The organism is Sphingomonas yabuuchiae (genome assembly GCF_014199595.1).
GTDB lineage: Bacteria > Pseudomonadota > Alphaproteobacteria > Sphingomonadales > Sphingomonadaceae > Sphingomonas > Sphingomonas yabuuchiae.
In genome coordinates this window covers 66,990-85,753 of sequence record NZ_JACHNX010000003.1, presented here as the reverse complement: position 1 = coordinate 85,753, position 18,764 = coordinate 66,990, and the positions used below count along the sequence as shown (strand labels likewise).

Sequence of the window (18,764 nt, the reverse complement as noted above, 5' to 3'; positions counted from 1 at the left end):
CAATCGGAACCGCATGAGGGGGCGGCCGGTTTGGGACGGCATGAAGACACTGACCCTGAACGACGGCCGCCCCATGCCCCAGCTGGGGCTGGGCACCTATCAGATCCCGGATTCGCAGGCGGCGCTGGTGGTGCGGCGTGGCCTCGACACCGGATACGGCCTGATCGACACCGCCGCCATATACGGCAATGAGCGCGGCGTGGGCGACGGATTTCGCGACGCGGACGCCTTCCTGACCACCAAGCTGTGGAACGACCGTCACCGCGATGCCGAAGCCGCTCTGGACGAGAGTCTGGCGTTGCTGGGTGTCGAGGCGGTCGACCTGTATCTGATCCACTGGCCGGTGCCTGCCGAGGACGCTTATGTCGAGGCGTGGCAAAGCCTGATCGCGCTTCGCGAGGCGGGCAAGGCGATGTCGATCGGCGTGTCGAACTTCCTGCCCGAGCATCTCGACCGGATCATCGACGCGACCGGCGTGGTGCCCGTCGTCAACCAGATCGAACTCCACCCCCGCTTCCAGCAGCGCGAGGCGCGGGCCTATCACGAAGCCAAAGGTATCGTGACCCAGAGCTGGAGCCCGCTCGGGCAGGGCGGTGAACTGCTGAAAACGCCCGAGATCGCGGCCATCGCGGAGAAACATGGCCGATCGACCGCACAGGTCGTGCTGGCCTGGCATCTGGCGCACGGGCTGTCGGTAATCCCCAAGGCGGCCGATGCGGCACATATGGCGGATAATTTCGCGGCGACCGAGCTCTCGCTGGACGAAGAGGATATGGCGGCGATCGATGCGCTGGACGATGCGGACGGGCGGATCGGCCCGGATCCGAGAGTGATGTAACGGGTCACACCACGCCTGGGCGGCACGCAAACCCGCGAATCCTGATTGACATCAAGATCGGTATGAACATATTAGAATGTGTTCATATGTTGGTATATGCATGACACCGGATGAGGGCGCGTTACTGGCCGATGTGTTTCGCCTTTTGGGCGAGCCCAATCGGCTGCGGTTGGTGGTCGCGTGTCTGGATGGGCCGCGCACCGTCAGCGAGCTGACGCAAGAGGTCGGCGTGAGCCAGAGCCTGGTTTCGCAACACCTGCGGCTGTTGCGCGCCGGGCGCTTGCTCAAGCAGAGTCGGCAGGGGCGCAACGTCCTTTACGAACTGCCCGACTGTCACATCCGCACCATGCTGACCAACATGATGGACCATGTGCTCGAACCCGATTCCCTAGACGAGGAGTAAGTCGAATGGCCGTCACCGTCGATCAAGTGAAGTGCGCCTGCGCCGATTGCGTCTGCATCGTCAGCGTCAACAATGCCATCGAAGCCGAAGGTCGCAGCTTCTGCAGCGACGCCTGTGCCCAGCATCATGAGGGCGGCACGGGTTGCGACCATGCCGGTTGCACCTGCCACGGCTGATCGTCTTCGAGGGCCGGGTGCTGATCGCGCCCGGCCCCCTGATGATCAACAATGAAGCGCTGGCCGCCGCGTCACAATAGCGCCGCCGCCGCCAGCTTCAAATCCTCCACGAACCGCGCATATTCGACCTCCTTCGCCGCCGGATCGGGCAGGCGGAGCAGATAGCTCGGATGCACCGTGATGAAGGCCGTGCCGCCATCGGGCAACGTCAGAGCCTTGCCGCGCTCGCGGCCTATCGTCATGACCTTGCCGAACAGCGATCGCGCCGCCGTCGCGCCCAAGGCCACCGTCACCTTCGGCTGGATCAACAGGCGTTCCTGTTCGACCCACCAGCGGCAGGCCTGGATTTCGCCGGCATTGGGTGAGCTGTGGATACGGCGCTTGCCGCGCGGCTCGAATTTGAAATGCTTGACCGCGTTGGTGACATAGGCCGTCGCCCGGTCGATCCCGGCCTCCGCCACCGCGCGGTCGAACACCTGTCCGGCCGGGCCGACAAAGGGGTGGCCCGCCAGATCCTCCTGGTCGCCGGGCTGTTCGCCAACGAACATCAGCGCGGCATCGACCGGACCCTCGCCGAACACCGTCTGGGTCGCGGGCGCATGGAGCGGGCAGCGGGTGCAGGTCATCGCCTCGTCCCTGAGCGCCGCCCAGGCCGCCTGCGCATTGCCGCCGCGCCCGGTCCGCACATCCGTCTTGGCCGTTGCGATCATACCCGTCTCCCGCGCCTGCGCGCCCGCGATCAATTCTGAGACCAACGCGGTTTCCGGCATGTTTTTCCAGTATTTGCGCGGCATCTCCTTCAGCATCGCGCCGATCTTCACGCGGGCGGGATTGAAGATGCTGGCATAATAGGTCTTCCACACCGCCTCGGTGGGATCGCCCTCGGGTGCGTCCGCCCTGCTCGCGCCGGGACCTTCGGTGAGCGTCTTGCCGTCCCAGTGGAGCGACACCTCGGGCGTCAGGATCGACCAGCGCATCGTGGTGAAACGGTTGACGAAGAACGCCGCATTGGCACGCACGATATGATGCTCGGGCTCGAACCAGGCGACATAGCGCGGGCCATCGTCATCCTCCGTCTCGCGAAAGCGCAGAAAGGCGCGCATCTTGTGGATGTCGCGCCGCACCGCCTTGGCCAGTCGGTCGAGGCGGCGGATCAGCGGATCGGCCTGATCCTCGATCAGCCGGGGTTGGCGGCGCAACCGGTCGAGGGCGGTGTGGAGCAGAGCGAAACGCTCCGGGTCGTTGGACAGGATGACGCTGCACGCAAGGTCGATAAAGCCACGCGATACGTTGAAGCGGGGGGCGGTGGTGGCCGGATTGGCCTCGGCGACCGCGCCGAACAGATCGGCGGGCTGCTCGCCGACCTGCCACACGACCTGATCGGGCGGCACGCTGTCGGCGATCAACCCCCGCGCGGCGTCGCGCCAGGCGTCGAAGTCGTCAGGGGCGGGCATGGTTATGATGCGCATGGGTTCGCGACGTTCCTCCCCTGCAAGGGGAGGGGGACCAGCGAAGCTGGTGGAGGGGTGTCCCCGGCTGGGCGGGCAAGCTTCGCTCGCGACCGGTTACACCCCTCCGTCAGGCCTTCGGCCTGCCACCTCCCATGCAAGGGGAGGAATTGGCGCATAGGCAAGCTCAATCCCGCTCGTCTCCGCCGGTCGGGTTGGCCTTGGCTTCCTTCGCCTCGATGGGTTTGCGGGTTTCGTAGATTTCGGCGAGCTTCTGCTCGGTGGCGTCGTCGAGTTCCTTCTCGGCGGCGGGGAACATCTCTTCCTCTTCCTCGTCGATATGATGCTCGTAGCGATGGCGCATGTGGAAGAACTTCGACTCCCACTCGTCCGACGCGAAGTCGAGGTCCATCATCTCGCCCAGCAGATCGTCGATCTCCTTATGCTCGGACACCGAATGGCGTGCATCGTCGCGCAGCTCGGGCTCGCCCAGCATGGTGGCGTAGAGCGACTCTTCCTCGGCGGCGGCGTGGCTCTGGATCTCGATGCGGAACGCTTCGAACAGCTTCTTGCGCTTGGCACCGTCGCCCTTGAGCTCGGCAAGTTCCTTCAGCATCTCGCGCTGCTTGTCGTGATCGCGCTTCAGATCGGCATAGATTTCGGCGGTGGCCATGATCGTCTCCTTCGCATGGCCCAACGGCGCAACATGACGCGCGTTTCACCCGCGAATCACTCTCATGGAATCAGGTGTACTCAGCCGAACAGTTCCAACTGCTTGGCGCTAGGCTTGACCAGCGGTTTCAGGTCCGCCCGCTCGGCCAGCGCCACCGGGCGCCAGTCCTCGGCGATCAGGAAGGGGCGCAGCTTGGCGATCGAGACGGTCAGCCGCCCGACATCCTCCAGCCGCAGCTTGCGCCATTTGCGGGTGGCGATGATCCGGTCCACCGCCTTCACGCCCAGTCCCGGCACGCGCAGCAGCATCTCGCGCGGGGCACGGTTCACGTCGACAGGGAAGTTCTGGCGGAATTTCAACGCCCAGGCGAGCTTGGGATCGATGTCGAGCGGCAACATCCCCGTCGCCTCGTCCGCGGCCGCCGCCACTTCATTGGGGCGATAGTCGTAGAAGCGCATCAACCAGTCGGACTGGTACAGCCGATGCTCGCGCATCAGCGGGGGGCGTTGCAGCGGCAGCACGGCGGAGGCGTCAGGGATCGGGCTGAACGCCGAATAATAGACGCGACGTAAGGAGAAGCGGTCATACAGGGTTGCGGCACGACCGACGATGTCGCGGTCGGTCGCGGCATCCGCGCCGACGATCATCTGGGTCGACTGGCCTGCGGGGGCGAAGCCGGGGGCGGATTTGTACTTCTTCGCCGCATCGGTGCGATCCTCGATCGCGGTCTTCACATTGGCCATCGCGCCTTCGATCCGGCCTGCATCCTTTTCGGGCGCGAGGCGGCGGAGACCGCCCACTGTGGGCAGCTCGACATTGATCGACACGCGGTCGGCATGAACCCCGGCCAGCCGCACCAGCTCGGGATCGGCATCGGGGATCGTCTTCAGATGGATATAGCCGCGAAAGCCATGATCCTCACGCAGGGACCGCGCGACCTCGACGATCTGCTCCATCGTATAGTTGGACGACTTGATGATGCCCGAGGAAAGGAACAGCCCCTCGATATAATTGCGCCGGTAAAAGGCGAGGGTGAGGTTCACCACCTCCTGCGCGGTGAAACGCGCGCGGCGGACGTTCGAGGACTTGCGATTGATGCAATAATGGCAGTCGAAGATGCAGCTGTTGGTCAGCAGAATTTTCAGGAGCGAGATACAGCGGCCATCGGGCGCATAGGCGTGGCAGATACCCATGCCCTCGGTCGAGCCGATCCCCTTGCCGTCGCGGCTGTTGCGTTTCGACGTGCCCGACGACGCGCAGGACGCGTCATATTTCGCGGCATCGGCCAGGATCGCCAGCTTTTCACGGGTGTCGAGTTGCGCCATGTGTTCGATATATGTTCGCCCATGCGGCGGGACAAGCGCCACGCCGCCAGTCATCGACCGTACAGCCCGTCCGGTCCATATTGGCGGCATCGAGGGGAGATAAATGATGCGTAAGGTGATGATCGCGCTGGCTTTGATCGGCGCCGCCAGCCCGGCCGTGGCGCAGGTCGTGACGCGTGAGGCCAAGACCGCCGACTATGAATTCAGCTATGCCTATCCGGCGGCCGCGGCGCGGATCGGTGGGCTGAAGGCATGGTTCGACGCCGACCGCGCACGCATCCAGGCGAAGGCGGCGCGCGACGGGGCCGCCGGTCGTCGCGACGCGAAACAATCGGGCTTTCCTTATAACCGCTATTCCTTCGACAAGACGTGGAAGGTCGTGACCGACACACCGCGCTTCCTGAGCCTGTCGGGCAACAGCTATAGTCTCACCGGCGGCGCGCATGGCTCGCCCGCCTCCCATGAATTGGTCTGGGACAAGGCGGTGGGGCGGCGGCTGGACCCGAAGGCGGTGTTCACGTCGCTGCCCGCGCTGCAAACTGCGATCCGCACCGACTATTGCGCGAGGCTCAAGGCTGAGCAGGTGAAGCGTAATCAAGGCGATCTATCGTTGATGAACGCCTGCCCGCCGTTGAAGGACCTGACCATGCTGCTGGGGTCGACCAATGGCCGCGCGATCGACCGGATCGGGCTAATCGCCGACCCTTATGTGGCGGGGTCCTATGCCGAGGGGGCGTATGAGGTCACGCTGCCGGTGACGCGGGCCATCCTGGGGACGGTGAAGCCGGAATATCGCGGGGCGTTTGCGGTGCGGGGGTGATATGATCCGGTAGAGGCAATGGTGGAGGGGGGAAAGGGTGCGGCTGAATCAGGTGACGGTCGGTGCGACCGATTTCGAGGCCAGCGTCCGCTTCTACTGCGATCTGGGTCTGCGCCTGATCGTCTCGTCGCGCGGCGAATATGCCCGGTTCGAAATGCCGGAAGGGGATGCGACCTTCTCCATCCACCTGCAAAGCGACGTGTCCGGCGATGGGCCGATCATCTATTTCGAGGTCGATGACGTGGATGCTGCCGCCGCCCGATTCACGGCACAGGGCGGCACGTTGGAGTCGGGTCCGGAAGACCAGCGTTGGCTCTGGCGGGAGGCACGGCTGCGCGACCCTGCCGGTAATCAGCTTTGCCTGTTTCAGGCAGGAAGCAATCGGCGCTTCCCGCCATGGCGGATCAAGGGTCACCCCTGACGTCGCCCGCGTCCCTTGGTCATCGGATCGGGCTTTTTCGGCGGCACCCAGCCTTCGGGGCGTTCGGGGCGAGACTGGCTGGTGCCTAGGCCCATGGCACCGGGTTGTTGGCGGGTCAGGCCGCTGGTATCGACCGCGACATCCTCCGCGCCGCCGCGCAACAGGTTGATCCGGTCGCGCAGGGCTCGTGCCTCCTCGAAGTCGAGGCGTTCGGCGGCCGCTTCCATCTGGCGGCGCAGTTCTTCGAGGGTCGGGGCGGTCATGCCCGGACCAACGCCTCAGGCGGCGATGCGTGCCGCCTCGGTCTCGGCGATCCAGCCGCCGCCCAGCACGCGGTCGCCGTCATAGAGCACCGCCGCCTGGCCCGGCGACACGCCATATTCGGGCGCATCGAACACCAGCCGGTCATCGACCATGCGGGCGGGCACCGGCTTGGCCATGGAGCGGACCTTGGCGAATAGCGGGCCGTCGAGCGGTCCCAGCACGTTCATGGCCGTGAGCCGCGCCGCCTCCACCGCCAGCGCGACGCGCGGGCCGACGACGACGCGCTTGGTGTCGGGCTCCAGCCGGACGACATAGAGCGGCTCGGGGCTGCCGCCGATCTCCAGCCCGCGCCGCTGGCCGACCGTATAGTGGATGAGGCCGCGATGCTCGCCAAGCTTGGCGCCCGACAGATCGACGATATCGCCGCGCGTATCCGCTTCCGGACGCAATTTCTTCACCAGCCCGGCATAGTCGCCATCGGGCACGAAGCAGATGTCCTGGCTGTCCGGCTTGGCCGCGACACCCAGCCCCAGTTCGGTGGCAATCTCGCGCACCCGCGACTTCGGCAGCGCGCCCAGCGGGAAGCGCAGGAAGTTCAGCTGATCTTGCGTCGTGGCGAACAGGAAATAGCTTTGATCGCGGGCGGGATCGGCGCCGCGAAGCAGCTCCGCACCGTTCACCCCCTCGACCCGACGGACATAATGACCGGTCGCCAGACAGTCCGCGCCCAGATCGCGCGCCAGCTTCAGCAGGTCGGTGAATTTCGGCCCCATATTGCACTGGACGCAGGGGATGGGCGTGCGCCCGGCCAGATATTCGTCGGCGAAGCGATCGACCACCTGGGTGCGGAAACTATCTTCGTGATCGAAGACATAATGCGCGATGCCCAGGCGATCGCACACGGCGCGCGCGTCGCGGATATCGCGGCCTGCACAGCAGGCGCCCGCGCGGCCCACCGCCTCGCCATGGTCGTAGAGTTGCAGGGTGACGCCGATCGTCTCGGCCCCCGTGGCATGGGCGAGCGCGGCCACGACCGAACTGTCGACGCCACCCGACATCGCGACCACGATCCGCTTGGCCCGGGGATCGGCCCCAAGCTGAAAGTCCACCATCTGCTCCATGGTCGCCCCCATACGCCTTTCGCACGCGTCATGCAAAAAAGTGGAGCGTCCTCCCTATTGAAGAAGGGGCAAGCGTCGTAAAATAGGGAGAATAGTTTTGGGCCTTTACCCGGCTTTCATATCCCGTCGATAACAAGGCCACTCACCCACCGGGATTGGACCGCGCTTTTGGACCTGAGTTTCAACCGTTTCGATCGGGATACCGAACTGACGGTGCTGCCGCCGGACCTGGCCGTGCTGATGGTCGGTGCGACGGCGCGGCAGGCGGCCAGCCCGACCGCGGCGGTGCAGGCCGGTTTCGCCCGCGTGTCCCCCGATCCGATGCTGTTCGCCCCGCTGGACGGGGCGTTCAACGGGCCGATGGCGCGGGCCATCGTCGGATGGAACAGGAATGAATGATCCGTTAACCTTTCGATTTTAGGCGATGTTCAAGGGCACATGGTAGAGCGGCCCTGCAGACGACATGGGGTAGGGAGCCCCGACGAGGTTTGATGATGATCGAGAACCAGAAGATCCGCCCTGCCAAGGTAATCGGGCCGCTCGGCGAACCGCTGACGCTCGACAACCTGCCGCCGCCCAGCACCACGCGCTGGGTCGTCCGTCGCAAGGCGGAGGTGGTCGCGGCCGTCAATGGCGGGCTGCTTTCGGTGGACGAGGTCTGCGACCGTTATGGCCTGACCGTCGAGGAATTCGCCGGGTGGCAGCGCGCCATCGATCGCTCGGGAATGCCAGGCCTGCGCGTCACGCGCATCCAGCATTATCGCTCGCTCTACGAGCGCCAGCAGAAATACTGAGCCCCGACACCCAGGGCGGAATAAAAACGATCGCATCGTTGACTTTTTCAAAAACGCTTCGTCGAATTGCCGGTACGGCCACGGAACAATAGCCACATTCGCACGTCTTTTCCCCGTGTCCCGCTCGCGGGCCCAACGGAGGGAAAGACAATGGGTATTATCCTGTGGCTTATCGTCGGTGGTGTCATTGGCTGGCTGGCCAGCATCATTATGCGTACCGATGCTCAGCAGGGCATCTTCCTGAATATCGTCGTCGGTGTCGTCGGCGCGTTCATCGGCGGCCTGATCTTCGCAGGCGGTTCGATCAACAATGCCGGTCTGACGCTGACCTCGTTCCTCGTTTCGCTGCTGGGCGCCGTCGTCCTGCTGGCGATCGTGAACCTGGTTCGTCGCGGTCGTGTGCGTTAAACCACGCACTCGCTCGTTGAGCCAGAAAGGGCCGTCCGGGAAACCGGGCGGCTCTTTTCGTGTGTCGGGTATGGCGCTGGCCGCTATGTGCCCGCCGGAAAGTTCGCCCCCATGCCATGAAGGCGATGGGGGCGTGATCGGTCAGTTCAGCAGGAAACGGACCGAGACATTGACGGTCACGTCGCGCTCACCCGGCGCGATGCTGGTCTTTTCCATCGCGTCCGAACGCATCGCCGAGGCGCGGAGCATCATCGGCGGCTGAGGGCTGCCCGCATCCGCGCCATTTTCGGTGATCGAGACGATCCGCGCGACGCGCAGCCCCGCCGCCTTGGCGTAAAGCTCGGCGCGGGCGCGGGCACGCTGGATCGCGTCGGCCCGCGCCTCGTCCAGCGCGGCGTCGGGCTTGTCGATCGACAGATTGGGGCCGTCGATCTGGTTCGCCCCTTGCGCCACCAGCGCGTCTAGCACGCTGCCCGACTTGGCGACGTCGCGGAACCGGACGCTCAGCGTGTTGGTCGCCTGATAGCCGGTGATGACCGGCGGCACATTGTCGCCATAACGATATTGCGGCTGGAGCTGCACGGTCGCGGTCTGGATATCGCGGTCGGCGATCCCGGCGCGCTTCACCGCGGCCAGTACCCGCGCCATGCGCTGCGCATTGTCGGACAGGGCGGCGGCGGCGGTCGCACCCTGGCTGACCACCCCGGCCCGAATCGTCGCCAGGTCCGGCACGCGCGTCGTGCGCCCCTCTGCCGACACGTCCAGCACCGTCCCGGCGGCGGGCACCAGCGGTTCGACCGTGGTAGGGGCGGACTGGGTCTGCGCAGCGGCGGTCAGCGGCGCCAGCGCGGCGGGGGCCATCGCGGCCAGAAGCAGGTATTTCCTCATCGACATCTCCCTTGTGATGATCGTCTCACGACTATGGGCCAAGGCTTTGGCGCCTCATGGCAAAACAGGCGATGAACGCATGGCGTCCACCTTGGAGCCGCCGCAATTCCGGCGTACCAAAAGACACTTGAGTGGTGTGCTATATTTCTATAACACAGCGGGAATGAGCGCATCCTGCACGGCAATGCGCGCACGATGGATGCGGTTCGGGGATCAATGACGAACATGAATTACGAGACGGGGGCGATCGGTGGCGGCCGGCATCTGGAGCTGGAGGGGCCGGTATCCACGCCGCGCAGGCGTTGGATCTGGATCGTCGTGGCGGTCATCGTGCTGGCGCTGGCGGGCTGGTTGCTGTTCGCGCCCAAGAAGCATGAGGCGGACCAGGGTGCCGGGGCGGGGACGCAGGTGCCCAACATCACCGTCGTCGTTCCCGGTCAGCAGGCGGTCAGCCGCGTGATCTCGGCCACCGGCACGCTGGCTGCGCGCCGCGAAATGCCGGTCGGCGTCGCGGGCGAGGGCGGCATGATCACCCGTGTCCTGGTCGAGCCGGGCCAGTGGGTCCGTGCGGGGCAGGTGCTGGCCACCGTCGACCGCTCGGTCCAGACCCAGACCGCCTCGGCGCTGAACGCGCAAGTCTCGGTCGCGCAGTCGGACCAGCAGATCGCGCAGGCCGAACTCGACCGTGCCCAGCAGCTGGTCGATCGCGGCTTCATCTCCAAGGCCGATCTCCAGCGCCGCACCGCGACCCGCGATGCCGCCGCCGCCCGCGTCCGCGCGGCGCAGGCGACCTTCCGCGAGGCGCAGGCGCGCAACGGCCGCCTCGACATCCGCGCGCCCGCCGAGGGCCTGATCCTGACCCGCGCCGCCGAGCCGGGCCAGATCGTCAGCTCGGGCTCGGGCGTGCTGTTCCGCATGGCGATGGGCGGGCAGATGGAGTTGCGCGCACAGCTGGCCGAGGCGGACCTGGTCGGCCTGTCGGTCGGCGCGCCCGCCACCGTGACCCCGGTCGGCGGCGACAAGAGCTTCAAGGGCGAAGTGTGGCAGGTGTCGCCCGTCATCGACCCGCAGACGCGTCAGGGTGTCGCGCGCGTCGCTTTGTCCTATGACCCCGCGCTGCGGCCCGGCGGTTTCGCCGCGGCGACGATCCGCGGCGGTGCGGGCCATGCCCCGGTCCTGCCGGATTCGGCGATCCAGAGCGACGACAAGGGCAGTTTCGTGTATATCGTCGGAGCCGATAACAAGGTCGCGCGCCGTGACGTCAAGATCGGTCAGGTGTCGGACGATGGCGTGACCATCGCCTCGGGTCTGAACGGGACTGAGCGGGTGGTGCGTTCGGCGGGTGGCTTCCTGGCGGCCGGGCAGCTGGTCCGCCCGATCCTTGCAGGCCAGGAGGCCAAGTAAGATGAGTTTCCGCAACATCTCGGCCTGGGCGATCCGGAACCCCGTTCCGCCGATCGTCCTGTTCGTCGCGCTGACGCTGGCGGGGATCGTCAGCTTCATGCGGATGGACGTGAACAACGACCCCGATATCGATTTCCCGATCGTCGTGGTCGTCGTGAACCAGCCGGGTGCGGCACCGACCGAACTGGAGACGCAGGTCACCCAGCGGGTCGAGGCGGCGTTGCGGAACCTGCAAGGCGTCGACCAGATCACCTCGACCGTGACCGAGGGCACGTCGCAGACTTTGGTCCAGCTCGACATCGGCACGCCGATCGACCGCGCGGTCAGCGATGCGCGCGATGCGATCACCCAGATCCGCTCGATGCTGCCCGACGGCATTCTCGAGCCGCAGGTGATCCGCGTCGATTCGACCGATAACGACCTTGCCAGCTATTCGGCGGTGGCGTCCAACATGACGCCCGAGCAGCTCAGCTGGTATATCGACAACAATGTCACCAAGGAGCTGTTGTCGGTTCCGGGCCTCTCCAAGGTCATCCGCAACGGCGGCGTGACGCGCGAGATTCGCGTCATCCTCGATCCATTGAAGTTGCAGGCGCAGGGCCTGACCGCCAGCGAGGTCAACGCGCAGCTGCGCATGACCAACCTGAACGCCGCCGGTGGCCGCGCCGAGATTGCCGGGACCGAACAGGCCGTCCGCGTGCTGGGCAATGCGCGCAACGCCTATGACCTGGGCCAGACCCAGATCAATGTGCGTGGCGGTCGCACTGTGCGCCTCGCCGACATCGCCACCGTGCGCGACCTTTACGCCGAACAGCGTTCGCAGGCGGCGGTCGATGGGCGGCAGGTCATCAGCTTCGACTTCCAGCGGGCCAAGGGCGCCTCCGACGTCAGCGTCTTCAACGGCGCCGTCCAGAAGCTGAAGGACCTTGAAAAGCGCAACCCGGAGGTGAAGTTCGTCCTCCGCTCGAACAGCGTGAAATACACCGAGGCGCAATATGAAAGCGCCATCCATGCGATGATCGAGGGCGCGGTGCTGGCCGTCATCGTCGTCTTCATCTTCCTGCGCGACTGGCGCGCGACGGTGATCTCGGCGCTGGCCATTCCGCTGTCGGCGATCCCCGCCTTCTGGTTCATGGACCTGCTGGGCTTCACGCTGAACCAGATGACGCTGCTGGCGCTCAGCCTGGTGGCGGGCGTGCTGGTCGACGACGCCATCGTGGAGATCGAGAATATCGTCCGCCACATGCGCATGGGCAAATCCGCCTATCAGGCGTCGATCGACGCGGCGGACGAGATCGGCCTCGCCGTGCTGGCGACCACCATGGCGATCGTCGCGGTGTTCCTGCCGGTCGCGCTGATGCCCGGCGTTCCGGGCCAGTATTTCAAGAATTTCGGCCTGACCGTCGTCGTCTCGGTGCTGATGAGCCTCGCGGTCGCGCGCCTGATCACGCCGATGATCGCGGCCTATTTCCTGAAGTCCGCCGGCCATGCCAGCCATGGCGAGGGCAGGCTGATGGACGCCTATATGGCGACGCTGCGCTGGTCGCTTCGTTATGACCGGCCGACCGATGGCGTGAAGCGCGGGCGTCTGCGTCGCCTGCTGGGGCGGTTCCGCGACCATCGCCTGTGGGTGATCGGCATCGGCTTCGGCGCCTTTGCGCTGACCATCGCGATGTTCGCCATCATCCCCAAGACCTTCCAGCCGCCGCAGGACAATGACCGGGCGGTCGCCAAGATCGAGATGGTGCCCGGCACGACGCTGGCCCAGACCGATGCGGTGGTGAAGCGGGTCGCGAACTTCCTGAGCAAGCAGCCCGACGTGGAGTCGGTCTATGCCCGCACCAATGTCGGCAATGGCCGCGTGGTCGCGACGTTGAAGGAGGATCGCTCGATGAAGAGCACCGACTTCGAACGCTCGCTGGCCCCCGAACTGGCCGCGATCCCCGATGCGCGCGTGTCGTTCCAGTCCCAGTTCGGCTGGGGTTCGAGCGGGCGTGACCTGACCATCACGCTGGGCGGCGACGACCCCGCCGTGCTGCGCGATACGGCGAACAAGATCGTCGAGCAGATGGGCACCATTCCGGGCCTCGTCGCGCCGCGTATCGTCGGCAATGTCGACCGGCCGGAAATCGTCATCCGCCCGCGCCTCGACCTCGCGGCCAATCTGGGCGTGACGACGCAGGCGCTGTCGAGCGCGATCCGTATCGCGACCCTGGGCGATATCGACCAGAATTCGGCCCGCTTCTCGCTGTCCGATCGCCAGGTGCCGATCCGCGTCGCGCTGGACCAGAATGCGCGTGCCCGCCTGTCGACCATCCAGAACCTGCCGGTGCAGACCCAGACCGGTGGCTCGGTGCCCTTGAGCGTCGTCGCCGATATCGGTCTGGGCGCAGGGCCGACCCAGATCGACCGCGTGAACCAGCGGCGTCAGGTGACGGTCGGCGCCGATCTCGCCAAGGGCCTGATCAGCGGCGACGCGATGAAGAAGGTCCATGACCTGCCCATCATGAAGAACATGCCCATGGGGGTCGGCGAGATGGTGCTGGGCCAGGCCAAGATGCAGGCGGAGATGATGGCCAACTTCTTCACCGCCATCATTTCGGCGGTGTTCCTGGTCTTCGCGGTGCTGGTGCTGCTCTATCGCCGTTTCCTGCCGCCCTTCGTCAACATGGCATCGCTGCTGCTCGCCCCGCTAGGCGGCTTGCTGGCGCTGTATTTCAGCGGCAATCCGCTGTCGCTGCCGGTCTATATCGGCCTGCTGATGCTGCTGGGCATCGTCGCGAAGAACTCGATCCTGCTGATCGATTTCGCGCTGGAGGAGATCGCCAAGGGCGTTCCCATCTATGAGGCGGTGGTCGATGCCGGGCACAAGCGCGCCCAGCCGATCGTGATGACCACGGTCGCGATGGTCGCGGGCATGGTCCCGACCGCGCTGTCGCTGGGCGGTGACGGATCGTGGCGCAGTCCGATGGGCGTGACGGTGATCGGCGGGCTTGCGCTGTCGACGATCCTGACCCTGCTGATCGTCCCCGCCGCCTTCAGCCTATCGGTCGGTGTCGAACGCTGGATTGGGCCGCGCCTGGGCCGACGCCTGCTGACCTACAAGCCCGGCGACGAACTGGGCGGCGGGCCGGTGATCGAAGGGCCTGCGGGCGGACCCGCGCTGCCGCCCGCGACGGGCAAGCTCGGTTACGATCCGGCGGAGTGAGGGGCAAATATTCCTCCCCTGTAAGGGGAGGTGGCAGGCCGAAGGCCTGACGGAGGGGTGTCGCGCTCTCGATAGGGTTACACCCCTCCGACGCGCTTCGCGCGCCACCTCCCCTTGCAGGGGAGGAATAGAAGGTCGCCCCGCTTTCGTTACGCTCGGGAAAGATTCCTCTTGAACAAAGCCGCTCTTCGCGAATTGTCCTGATTGATGGAACTCGCAATGCGATCGGGGGGTAGCCAGACCGTTCCAGCCGCCCTGCGGAAGATGCGGGTCTTGGCCACCGGACTGCTGGTCGGCATGGCGGCGTTGTACCTGGTGTCGCGGGGACTGCAGCCGGTGCATCCCGCCTGGGGCTATGTCCGCGCCTTTGCCGAAGCGGCGATGGTCGGCGGGCTGGCGGACTGGTTCGCCGTGACCGCGCTGTTCCGCCATCCGCTGGGCCTGCCCATCCCGCACACCGCGATCGTGCCGCGCAACAAGGATCGGATCGGCGACACGCTCGCCAATTTCCTGCGCACCAATTTCCTGGTCCCGCGCGTCGTCGCGCGGCGCATGGTGCGGCTCGACGTCGCAGGCGCGGCGGGGCGCTGGCTGGCGCAACCGCCGCAAGAGGGCGGGCGTATCCGGCGCGGGGCGTCGCGCCTGTTCGCCGAAATGCTGACCGCCTTCGACCCGCAGCGATTGGGCGGCATGGTCAAGGCGGGGATCGGGTCGCGGCTTCGCGCGACCGAGGTCGCGCCGATCCTGGGCCAGTTGCTGAAGGCCAGCATCGCCGAAGGGCGGCATCTGCCCCTGCTGGACTCCGTGCTGCGCTGGGCCGCCTCCGCGCTGGACGCCAATGAGGCGATCGTCCGGGCGATGGTGCATGAACGGGCGGGCGCCATCCTGCGCTGGACGGGGTTGGACGAGACGCTGGCCGACAAGCTGATCGACGGGCTGCACAAGCTGCTCCACGACGTCGCCGAGGACCGCGACCATCCGCTGCGCCAGAAGATCGAGGAAGGGCTCGATCGCCTTGCCTGGGACCTGCAATATGATCCCGACATGCGCGCTAAGGTGGAGGCGATGAAGGCCGAGCTGATCGCCAATCCGGCGATGCAGCGCTGGCTGGACGGATTGTGGGAGCAGGCACGCGAGGCCCTGCTGCGCATGGCGCGCGATCCGCAGGCGGTAACCGCAGGGCGACTGGGCGATGCGATGCGCCAGCTGGGCCAGACGTTGCAGGACAATCCCCGGCTGGCGGCGACGATCAACCGCTTCGTGCGCCGTGCGACGGCGGGTATCGCGGCCGATTATGGCGACGGCATCGTCCGGCTGGTGTCGGAGACGGTGCGCGGCTGGGATGCCGACACCGTCACCTCGCGGCTGGAAAATGCGGTGGGCCGCGACCTGCAATATATCCGCATCAACGGGACATTGGTGGGCGGCAGTGTCGGCCTGATCCTGCATCTGCTGGATCGGCTCCTATGAAAACGTCACACCGTCGTATAATTACTGCCGCCAGTCGATTCGTCGTGGGAACGAAGCGCCTTGTCGATACACCCGCTTTCCCGCAAAGAGGCAGTTGATGAACGCCAAGGCCGATTATCAACATGACCCGGCCGACGGAGGAGCGCTTCGCTTCACCGGCAGCCTTTCGCTGGCGACCCTGGGCGACCTGCCCGAGCGGCTGGATCGCGAGGATTCGACGGTCCGGCGTATCGACCTGTCGCAGGTGGACCGGATCGACACGGTCGGTGCCTGGCTGATCCACCGCTTCGCCGCGCGTAACGATGCCGCCATCGATGGTCTGGACGACGACCAGCGCCACCTGTTTGCCAAGGTAACCGAGGCGGATCAGCCGGTCGCAATGCGCCCCAAGCCGGTCAGCCCCTTCGCGCGCGTGGCGGGCGAGGTCGGCGATGCGGTGGTCGCCGCCTTCCAGACGCTGTACGGCCTGCTCGGCTTCATGGGCGCGACCGTGCTCGCCGGGCTGGCGGTGATCCGCCATCCGCGCCGCTTCCGCTTCAACGCGGTGGTGCATGAGTTCGAGACGGTCGGCGTCTCGGCACTGGCGATCATCGGCCTGATGAGCTTCCTGATCGGCATCGTCATCGCGCAACAGGGCGCGGTACAGTTGCGTCAGTTCGGTGCCGAAGTGTTCACGATCAACCTGGTCGGCCGCCTGACGCTTCGCGAACTGGGCGTGCTGATGACCGCGATCATGGTCGCCGGTCGCTCCGGCTCGGCCTTTGCCGCGCAGTTGGGCACGATGAAGCTGACCGAAGAGATCGACGCGATGCGCGTCATCGGCGTCTCGCCGATGGAGGCGCTGGTCGTGCCGCGCACCATCGCGGCGGTCACGCTGATGCCGCTGCTCGGTTTCTATTCGTCGTTGATCGCGATGATCGGCGGTTGTTTCCTCGCGGCGGTGTCGCTGGGCATTCCGCCCGTCACCTTTATCGCGCGCATCCGCGAAGTCGTGCCGATCACCGACCTGTATGTCGGCCTGATCAAGGCCCCGGTGTTCGGCGCGATTATCGCAATTGCGGGCTGTTTCCAGGGCATGCAGGTCAAATCGGACGCCGAGCAGGTCGGCCTGCGCACCACCGCCGCGGTGGTGCAGGCGATCTTCCTGGTGATCGTGCTCGACGCCTTTTTCGCGGTCTTCTTCACCTGGATCGGATGGGATTGATGGCCGAGCAGGACGAACATCTGATCCAGGTCCGGGGCCTGCGCAACAGCTTTGGCGAGCAGGTCATCCATGACGGCCTCGACCTCGACGTGCGCAAGGGCGAGATTCTGGGCGTGGTCGGCGGGTCGGGCACCGGCAAGTCGGTGCTGATGCGCACGATCATCGGCCTTCAGACCCCCGATGCGGGCGAGATTACCGTGTTCGGTGAACCGACCATCGGGCGTGAGGCGACCGAGGCGGTCGATGTGCGCAAGCGCTGGGGCGTGCTGTTCCAGGGCGGCGCGCTGTTTTCGACACTGACCGTGGCTGAGAATGTCGCGGTGCCGCTTCGCGAATTCTACCGCGATCTGCCCCCGGCGCTGATGGACGAGATCGCGTCCTACAAGGTCGTGATGACCGGCCTTCCCGCCGATGCGGGGCCGAAATATCCGGCCGAGCTGTCGGGCGGCATGAAGAAGCGGGCTGGGCTGGCGCGTGCGCTGGCGCTCGACCCCGAACTCCTGTTTCTCGACGAGCCGACGGCGGGTCTCGACCCCATCGGCGCGGCGGCGTTCGACCAGCTGATCGCGTCGCTCCAGAAGACGCTGGGGCTGACCGTCTTCCTCATCACCCATGATCTCGATACGCTTTATGCGATCTGCGATCGGGTGGCGGTGCTGGCCGACAAGAAGGTGATCGCCGTCGGTACGATCGACGAGTTGATCGCGCTCGACCATCCGTGGATCGAGGAATATTTCAAGGGACCGCGCGGCCGCGCCGCCGTCGCCGCCAAGGATGAGGTGGCGGACATCCGCCCCCGTTCGGCCGAGGCCGACGCCGCACGCCACCCCACCGAAGTCGACGCCCATGCCACGGGACAGCATTCCCAGGGTAATGCGGCCGATGCCCATGCGAGAGGCGAAGCAGGGACACGCTGATGGAAACCCGTTCGAACCACGTCCTTGTCGGCTCTGTCGTGCTGATCCTGCTCGCAGTGCTGGCCATCTTCACCGTCTGGATCGCCCGTCTGGGCGGCACGTCGGAGAAGGAATATGACATCTTCTTCCGCCAGTCGGTGGACGGCCTGGCCAAGGGCTCGGCGGTCACCTATTCGGGCGTGCCTTCGGGGCAGGTGAAGGAAATCGCGCTGTGGCGGCCCGATCCGCAATTTGTGCGGGTCCGCGTCGCGGTCAACGAGCAGACGCCGATCCTGCAGGGGACGACCGCGTCGATCTCGGCCAGCTTCACCGGCACCAGCACCATCTCGCTGGACGGTGCCCGTAAGGGCGCGCCGCCGATCACCTGTCCGCAGCCGGAAAACAAGACCATCTGCCCCTATGGCGTGCCGGTCATTCCGACCAAGCAGGGCGGCATCGGCGCGATCCTGAACTCCGCGCCGCAGCTGCTGGAGCGCCTGTCGACGCTGACCGAGCGGCTGACCGGGCTGTTGTCGGATCGCAACCAGGCGTCGATCGCGGGCATATTGGACAATACCAACCGCCTGACCGATGCGCTCGCCGATCGCGGGCCGGAGATCGCCGCGACGCTGGCCCAGACCCGCGTGGCGATCCAGCAGGCGGGGGATGCGGCGCAGTCGATCGGCCAGCTGGCGGCGACCACCAACGGCATCCTGGCCGAGGATGTGAAGCCGACCATCGCCAATCTGAACCGCACCATCGCCTCGGCGCAGAAGAGCGCCGACACGCTGAACTCGGCGATCGGCGATGCGCGGCCGGGCCTGCAGACTTTCTCGAAGCAGACGGTGCCCGAGGTGGATCGCCTGGTGAAGGACCTGCGCGTGATGACCCAGTCGCTGTCGGCGGTCGCCGAAAAGGTCGACCAGCAGGGCGCAGGGTCGCTGATCGGGCAGCAGAAGCTGCCGGACTATAAGGGCAAGTGAGGATGCCGATGAGGACCGTC

The 18,764-nt window shown here is 66.0% G+C and carries 20 protein-coding genes; 14 read left to right on the top strand and 6 right to left on the bottom strand.

Features of this window, described 5'->3' with window-relative positions; translation table 11 throughout:
• Window positions 1-40: 40 nt before the first annotated feature.
• The 3 genes from GGQ89_RS05845 (at window position 41) to GGQ89_RS05835 (ending at window position 1,417) form a co-directional block, all read left to right on the top strand.
• Window positions 41-838, top strand: a complete 798-nt coding sequence (locus GGQ89_RS05845; protein ID WP_240456538.1) for an aldo/keto reductase — start codon at window positions 41-43, stop codon at window positions 836-838.
• A gap of 100 nt (window positions 839-938) precedes the next feature.
• Window positions 939-1,241, top strand: a complete 303-nt coding sequence (locus tag GGQ89_RS05840; protein ID WP_076717409.1) for an ArsR/SmtB family transcription factor — start codon at window positions 939-941, stop codon at window positions 1,239-1,241.
• 5 nt (window positions 1,242-1,246) lie between these two features.
• A complete protein-coding gene (locus GGQ89_RS05835; RefSeq protein WP_056436918.1) occupies window positions 1,247-1,417 on the top strand; it encodes a metallothionein in 171 nt (56 codons plus the stop codon).
• Between the two features lie 71 nt (window positions 1,418-1,488).
• On the opposite strand, the gene GGQ89_RS05830 is transcribed toward GGQ89_RS05835, so the two are convergent.
• The 3 genes from GGQ89_RS05830 to GGQ89_RS05820 all read right to left on the bottom strand — a co-directional run bounded on the left by GGQ89_RS05830 (window position 1,489) and on the right by GGQ89_RS05820 (window position 4,863).
• Window positions 1,489-2,886 (bottom strand): UdgX family uracil-DNA binding protein, encoded by a 1,398-nt coding sequence (locus GGQ89_RS05830; protein WP_184104835.1) that lies wholly within the window; start codon window positions 2,884-2,886, stop codon window positions 1,489-1,491.
• Between the two features lie 166 nt (window positions 2,887-3,052).
• Entirely contained in the window at window positions 3,053-3,538 is a 486-nt protein-coding gene (locus GGQ89_RS05825; protein ID WP_184104834.1) for a hemerythrin domain-containing protein, read from the bottom strand.
• 80 nt (window positions 3,539-3,618) lie between these two features.
• Window positions 3,619-4,863 carry a putative DNA modification/repair radical SAM protein gene (locus tag GGQ89_RS05820; RefSeq protein ID WP_184104832.1) on the bottom strand — a complete coding sequence of 415 codons (1,245 nt, stop codon included), beginning with the start codon at window positions 4,861-4,863 and terminating at the stop codon, window positions 3,619-3,621.
• 106 nt (window positions 4,864-4,969) lie between these two features.
• Here GGQ89_RS05820 and GGQ89_RS05815 point away from each other — a divergent pair, with 106 nt between their 5' ends.
• Both GGQ89_RS05815 and GGQ89_RS05810 read left to right on the top strand, forming a co-directional pair.
• Window positions 4,970-5,683 carry a DUF4163 domain-containing protein gene (locus GGQ89_RS05815; RefSeq protein ID WP_221238869.1) on the top strand — a complete coding sequence of 238 codons (714 nt, stop codon included), beginning with the start codon at window positions 4,970-4,972 and terminating at the stop codon, window positions 5,681-5,683.
• Window positions 5,684-5,720: 37 nt separating this feature from the next.
• Window positions 5,721-6,104, top strand: coding sequence for a VOC family protein (locus tag GGQ89_RS05810; protein WP_184104830.1), 384 nt, complete (start codon window positions 5,721-5,723; stop codon window positions 6,102-6,104).
• Here GGQ89_RS05810 and GGQ89_RS05805 read toward each other — a convergent pair.
• Complete coding sequence (locus GGQ89_RS05805) at window positions 6,095-6,367, bottom strand: UvrB/UvrC motif-containing protein (protein ID WP_184104828.1); 273 nt, start codon at window positions 6,365-6,367, stop codon at window positions 6,095-6,097. The two genes, GGQ89_RS05810 and GGQ89_RS05805, sit on opposite strands and share 10 nt — an antisense overlap.
• A 15-nt stretch (window positions 6,368-6,382) precedes the next feature.
• The gene (gene mnmA / locus GGQ89_RS05800) at window positions 6,383-7,489 is read right to left on the bottom strand and encodes a tRNA 2-thiouridine(34) synthase MnmA (protein ID WP_380772823.1); all 1,107 of its coding nucleotides are present in this window, start codon (window positions 7,487-7,489) and stop codon (window positions 6,383-6,385) included.
• A gap of 168 nt (window positions 7,490-7,657) precedes the next feature.
• On the opposite strand from mnmA, the gene GGQ89_RS05795 reads away from it, so the two are divergent.
• The 3 genes from GGQ89_RS05795 (at window position 7,658) to GGQ89_RS05785 (ending at window position 8,691) form a co-directional block, all read left to right on the top strand.
• On the top strand, window positions 7,658-7,888 hold the full coding sequence (locus tag GGQ89_RS05795) for a hypothetical protein (RefSeq protein ID WP_056436937.1): 231 nt from the start codon (window positions 7,658-7,660) through the stop codon (window positions 7,886-7,888).
• Window positions 7,889-7,983: 95 nt separating this feature from the next.
• A complete protein-coding gene (gene sciP, locus GGQ89_RS05790; RefSeq protein ID WP_056437202.1) occupies window positions 7,984-8,283 on the top strand; it encodes a CtrA inhibitor SciP in 300 nt (99 codons plus the stop codon).
• Window positions 8,284-8,433: 150 nt separating this feature from the next.
• Window positions 8,434-8,691, top strand: a complete 258-nt coding sequence (locus tag GGQ89_RS05785; protein ID WP_042483991.1) for a GlsB/YeaQ/YmgE family stress response membrane protein — start codon at window positions 8,434-8,436, stop codon at window positions 8,689-8,691.
• A gap of 141 nt (window positions 8,692-8,832) precedes the next feature.
• Here the strand turns inward: GGQ89_RS05785 and GGQ89_RS05780 are convergent, their stop codons facing one another.
• On the bottom strand, window positions 8,833-9,585 hold the full coding sequence (locus tag GGQ89_RS05780; RefSeq protein WP_184104826.1) for an SIMPL domain-containing protein: 753 nt from the start codon (window positions 9,583-9,585) through the stop codon (window positions 8,833-8,835).
• A gap of 219 nt (window positions 9,586-9,804) precedes the next feature.
• Here GGQ89_RS05780 and GGQ89_RS05775 point away from each other — a divergent pair, with 219 nt between their 5' ends.
• The 6 genes from GGQ89_RS05775 to GGQ89_RS05750 all read left to right on the top strand — a co-directional run bounded on the left by GGQ89_RS05775 (window position 9,805) and on the right by GGQ89_RS05750 (window position 18,744).
• Window positions 9,805-10,983, top strand: coding sequence for an efflux RND transporter periplasmic adaptor subunit (locus GGQ89_RS05775; RefSeq protein WP_184105096.1), 1,179 nt, complete (start codon window positions 9,805-9,807; stop codon window positions 10,981-10,983).
• A gap of 1 nt (window position 10,984) precedes the next feature.
• Entirely contained in the window at window positions 10,985-14,191 is a 3,207-nt protein-coding gene (locus GGQ89_RS05770; protein ID WP_056436942.1) for an efflux RND transporter permease subunit, read from the top strand.
• Between the two features lie 264 nt (window positions 14,192-14,455).
• Complete coding sequence (locus tag GGQ89_RS05765; protein ID WP_184105094.1) at window positions 14,456-15,661, top strand: DUF445 domain-containing protein; 1,206 nt, start codon at window positions 14,456-14,458, stop codon at window positions 15,659-15,661.
• 97 nt (window positions 15,662-15,758) lie between these two features.
• Window positions 15,759-16,865, top strand: coding sequence for an ABC transporter permease (locus GGQ89_RS05760; RefSeq protein WP_184104824.1), 1,107 nt, complete (start codon window positions 15,759-15,761; stop codon window positions 16,863-16,865).
• Window positions 16,865-17,782: an ABC transporter ATP-binding protein gene (locus GGQ89_RS05755; protein ID WP_184104822.1), complete on the top strand. Its 918-nt coding sequence runs from the start codon at window positions 16,865-16,867 to the stop codon at window positions 17,780-17,782. Before GGQ89_RS05760 ends, GGQ89_RS05755 begins: the two co-directional genes overlap by 1 nt.
• The gene (locus tag GGQ89_RS05750; protein WP_076717391.1) at window positions 17,782-18,744 is read left to right on the top strand and encodes an MlaD family protein; all 963 of its coding nucleotides are present in this window, start codon (window positions 17,782-17,784) and stop codon (window positions 18,742-18,744) included. The genes GGQ89_RS05755 and GGQ89_RS05750 overlap by 1 nt, the downstream gene beginning before the upstream one ends.
• Window positions 18,745-18,764: the final 20 nt, after the last annotated feature.

What these genes read in the sequence shown, in the direction of transcription:
- GGQ89_RS05845 (WP_240456538.1), top strand. Translation starts at nt 41, where the DNA reads ATGAAGACACTGACCCTGAACGACGGCCGCCCCATGCCCCAGCTGGGG.
- GGQ89_RS05840 (WP_076717409.1), top strand. Translation starts at nt 939, where the DNA reads ATGACACCGGATGAGGGCGCGTTACTGGCCGATGTGTTTCGCCTTTTG.
- GGQ89_RS05835 (WP_056436918.1), top strand. Translation starts at nt 1,247, where the DNA reads ATGGCCGTCACCGTCGATCAAGTGAAGTGCGCCTGCGCCGATTGCGTC.
- GGQ89_RS05830 (WP_184104835.1), bottom strand. Translation starts at nt 2,886, where the DNA reads ATGCGCATCATAACCATGCCCGCCCCTGACGACTTCGACGCCTGGCGC.
- GGQ89_RS05825 (WP_184104834.1), bottom strand. Translation starts at nt 3,538, where the DNA reads ATGGCCACCGCCGAAATCTATGCCGATCTGAAGCGCGATCACGACAAG.
- GGQ89_RS05820 (WP_184104832.1), bottom strand. Translation starts at nt 4,863, where the DNA reads ATGGCGCAACTCGACACCCGTGAAAAGCTGGCGATCCTGGCCGATGCC.
- GGQ89_RS05815 (WP_221238869.1), top strand. Translation starts at nt 4,970, where the DNA reads ATGCGTAAGGTGATGATCGCGCTGGCTTTGATCGGCGCCGCCAGCCCG.
- GGQ89_RS05805 (WP_184104828.1), bottom strand. Translation starts at nt 6,367, where the DNA reads ATGACCGCCCCGACCCTCGAAGAACTGCGCCGCCAGATGGAAGCGGCC.
- mnmA (WP_380772823.1), bottom strand. Translation starts at nt 7,489, where the DNA reads ATGGAGCAGATGGTGGACTTTCAGCTTGGGGCCGATCCCCGGGCCAAG.
- sciP (WP_056437202.1), top strand. Translation starts at nt 7,984, where the DNA reads ATGATCGAGAACCAGAAGATCCGCCCTGCCAAGGTAATCGGGCCGCTC.
- GGQ89_RS05785 (WP_042483991.1), top strand. Translation starts at nt 8,434, where the DNA reads ATGGGTATTATCCTGTGGCTTATCGTCGGTGGTGTCATTGGCTGGCTG.
- GGQ89_RS05780 (WP_184104826.1), bottom strand. Translation starts at nt 9,585, where the DNA reads ATGTCGATGAGGAAATACCTGCTTCTGGCCGCGATGGCCCCCGCCGCG.
- GGQ89_RS05775 (WP_184105096.1), top strand. Translation starts at nt 9,805, where the DNA reads ATGAATTACGAGACGGGGGCGATCGGTGGCGGCCGGCATCTGGAGCTG.
- GGQ89_RS05770 (WP_056436942.1), top strand. Translation starts at nt 10,985, where the DNA reads ATGAGTTTCCGCAACATCTCGGCCTGGGCGATCCGGAACCCCGTTCCG.
- GGQ89_RS05765 (WP_184105094.1), top strand. Translation starts at nt 14,456, where the DNA reads ATGCGGGTCTTGGCCACCGGACTGCTGGTCGGCATGGCGGCGTTGTAC.
- GGQ89_RS05760 (WP_184104824.1), top strand. Translation starts at nt 15,759, where the DNA reads ATGAACGCCAAGGCCGATTATCAACATGACCCGGCCGACGGAGGAGCG.
- GGQ89_RS05755 (WP_184104822.1), top strand. Translation starts at nt 16,865, where the DNA reads ATGGCCGAGCAGGACGAACATCTGATCCAGGTCCGGGGCCTGCGCAAC.
- GGQ89_RS05750 (WP_076717391.1), top strand. Translation starts at nt 17,782, where the DNA reads ATGGAAACCCGTTCGAACCACGTCCTTGTCGGCTCTGTCGTGCTGATC.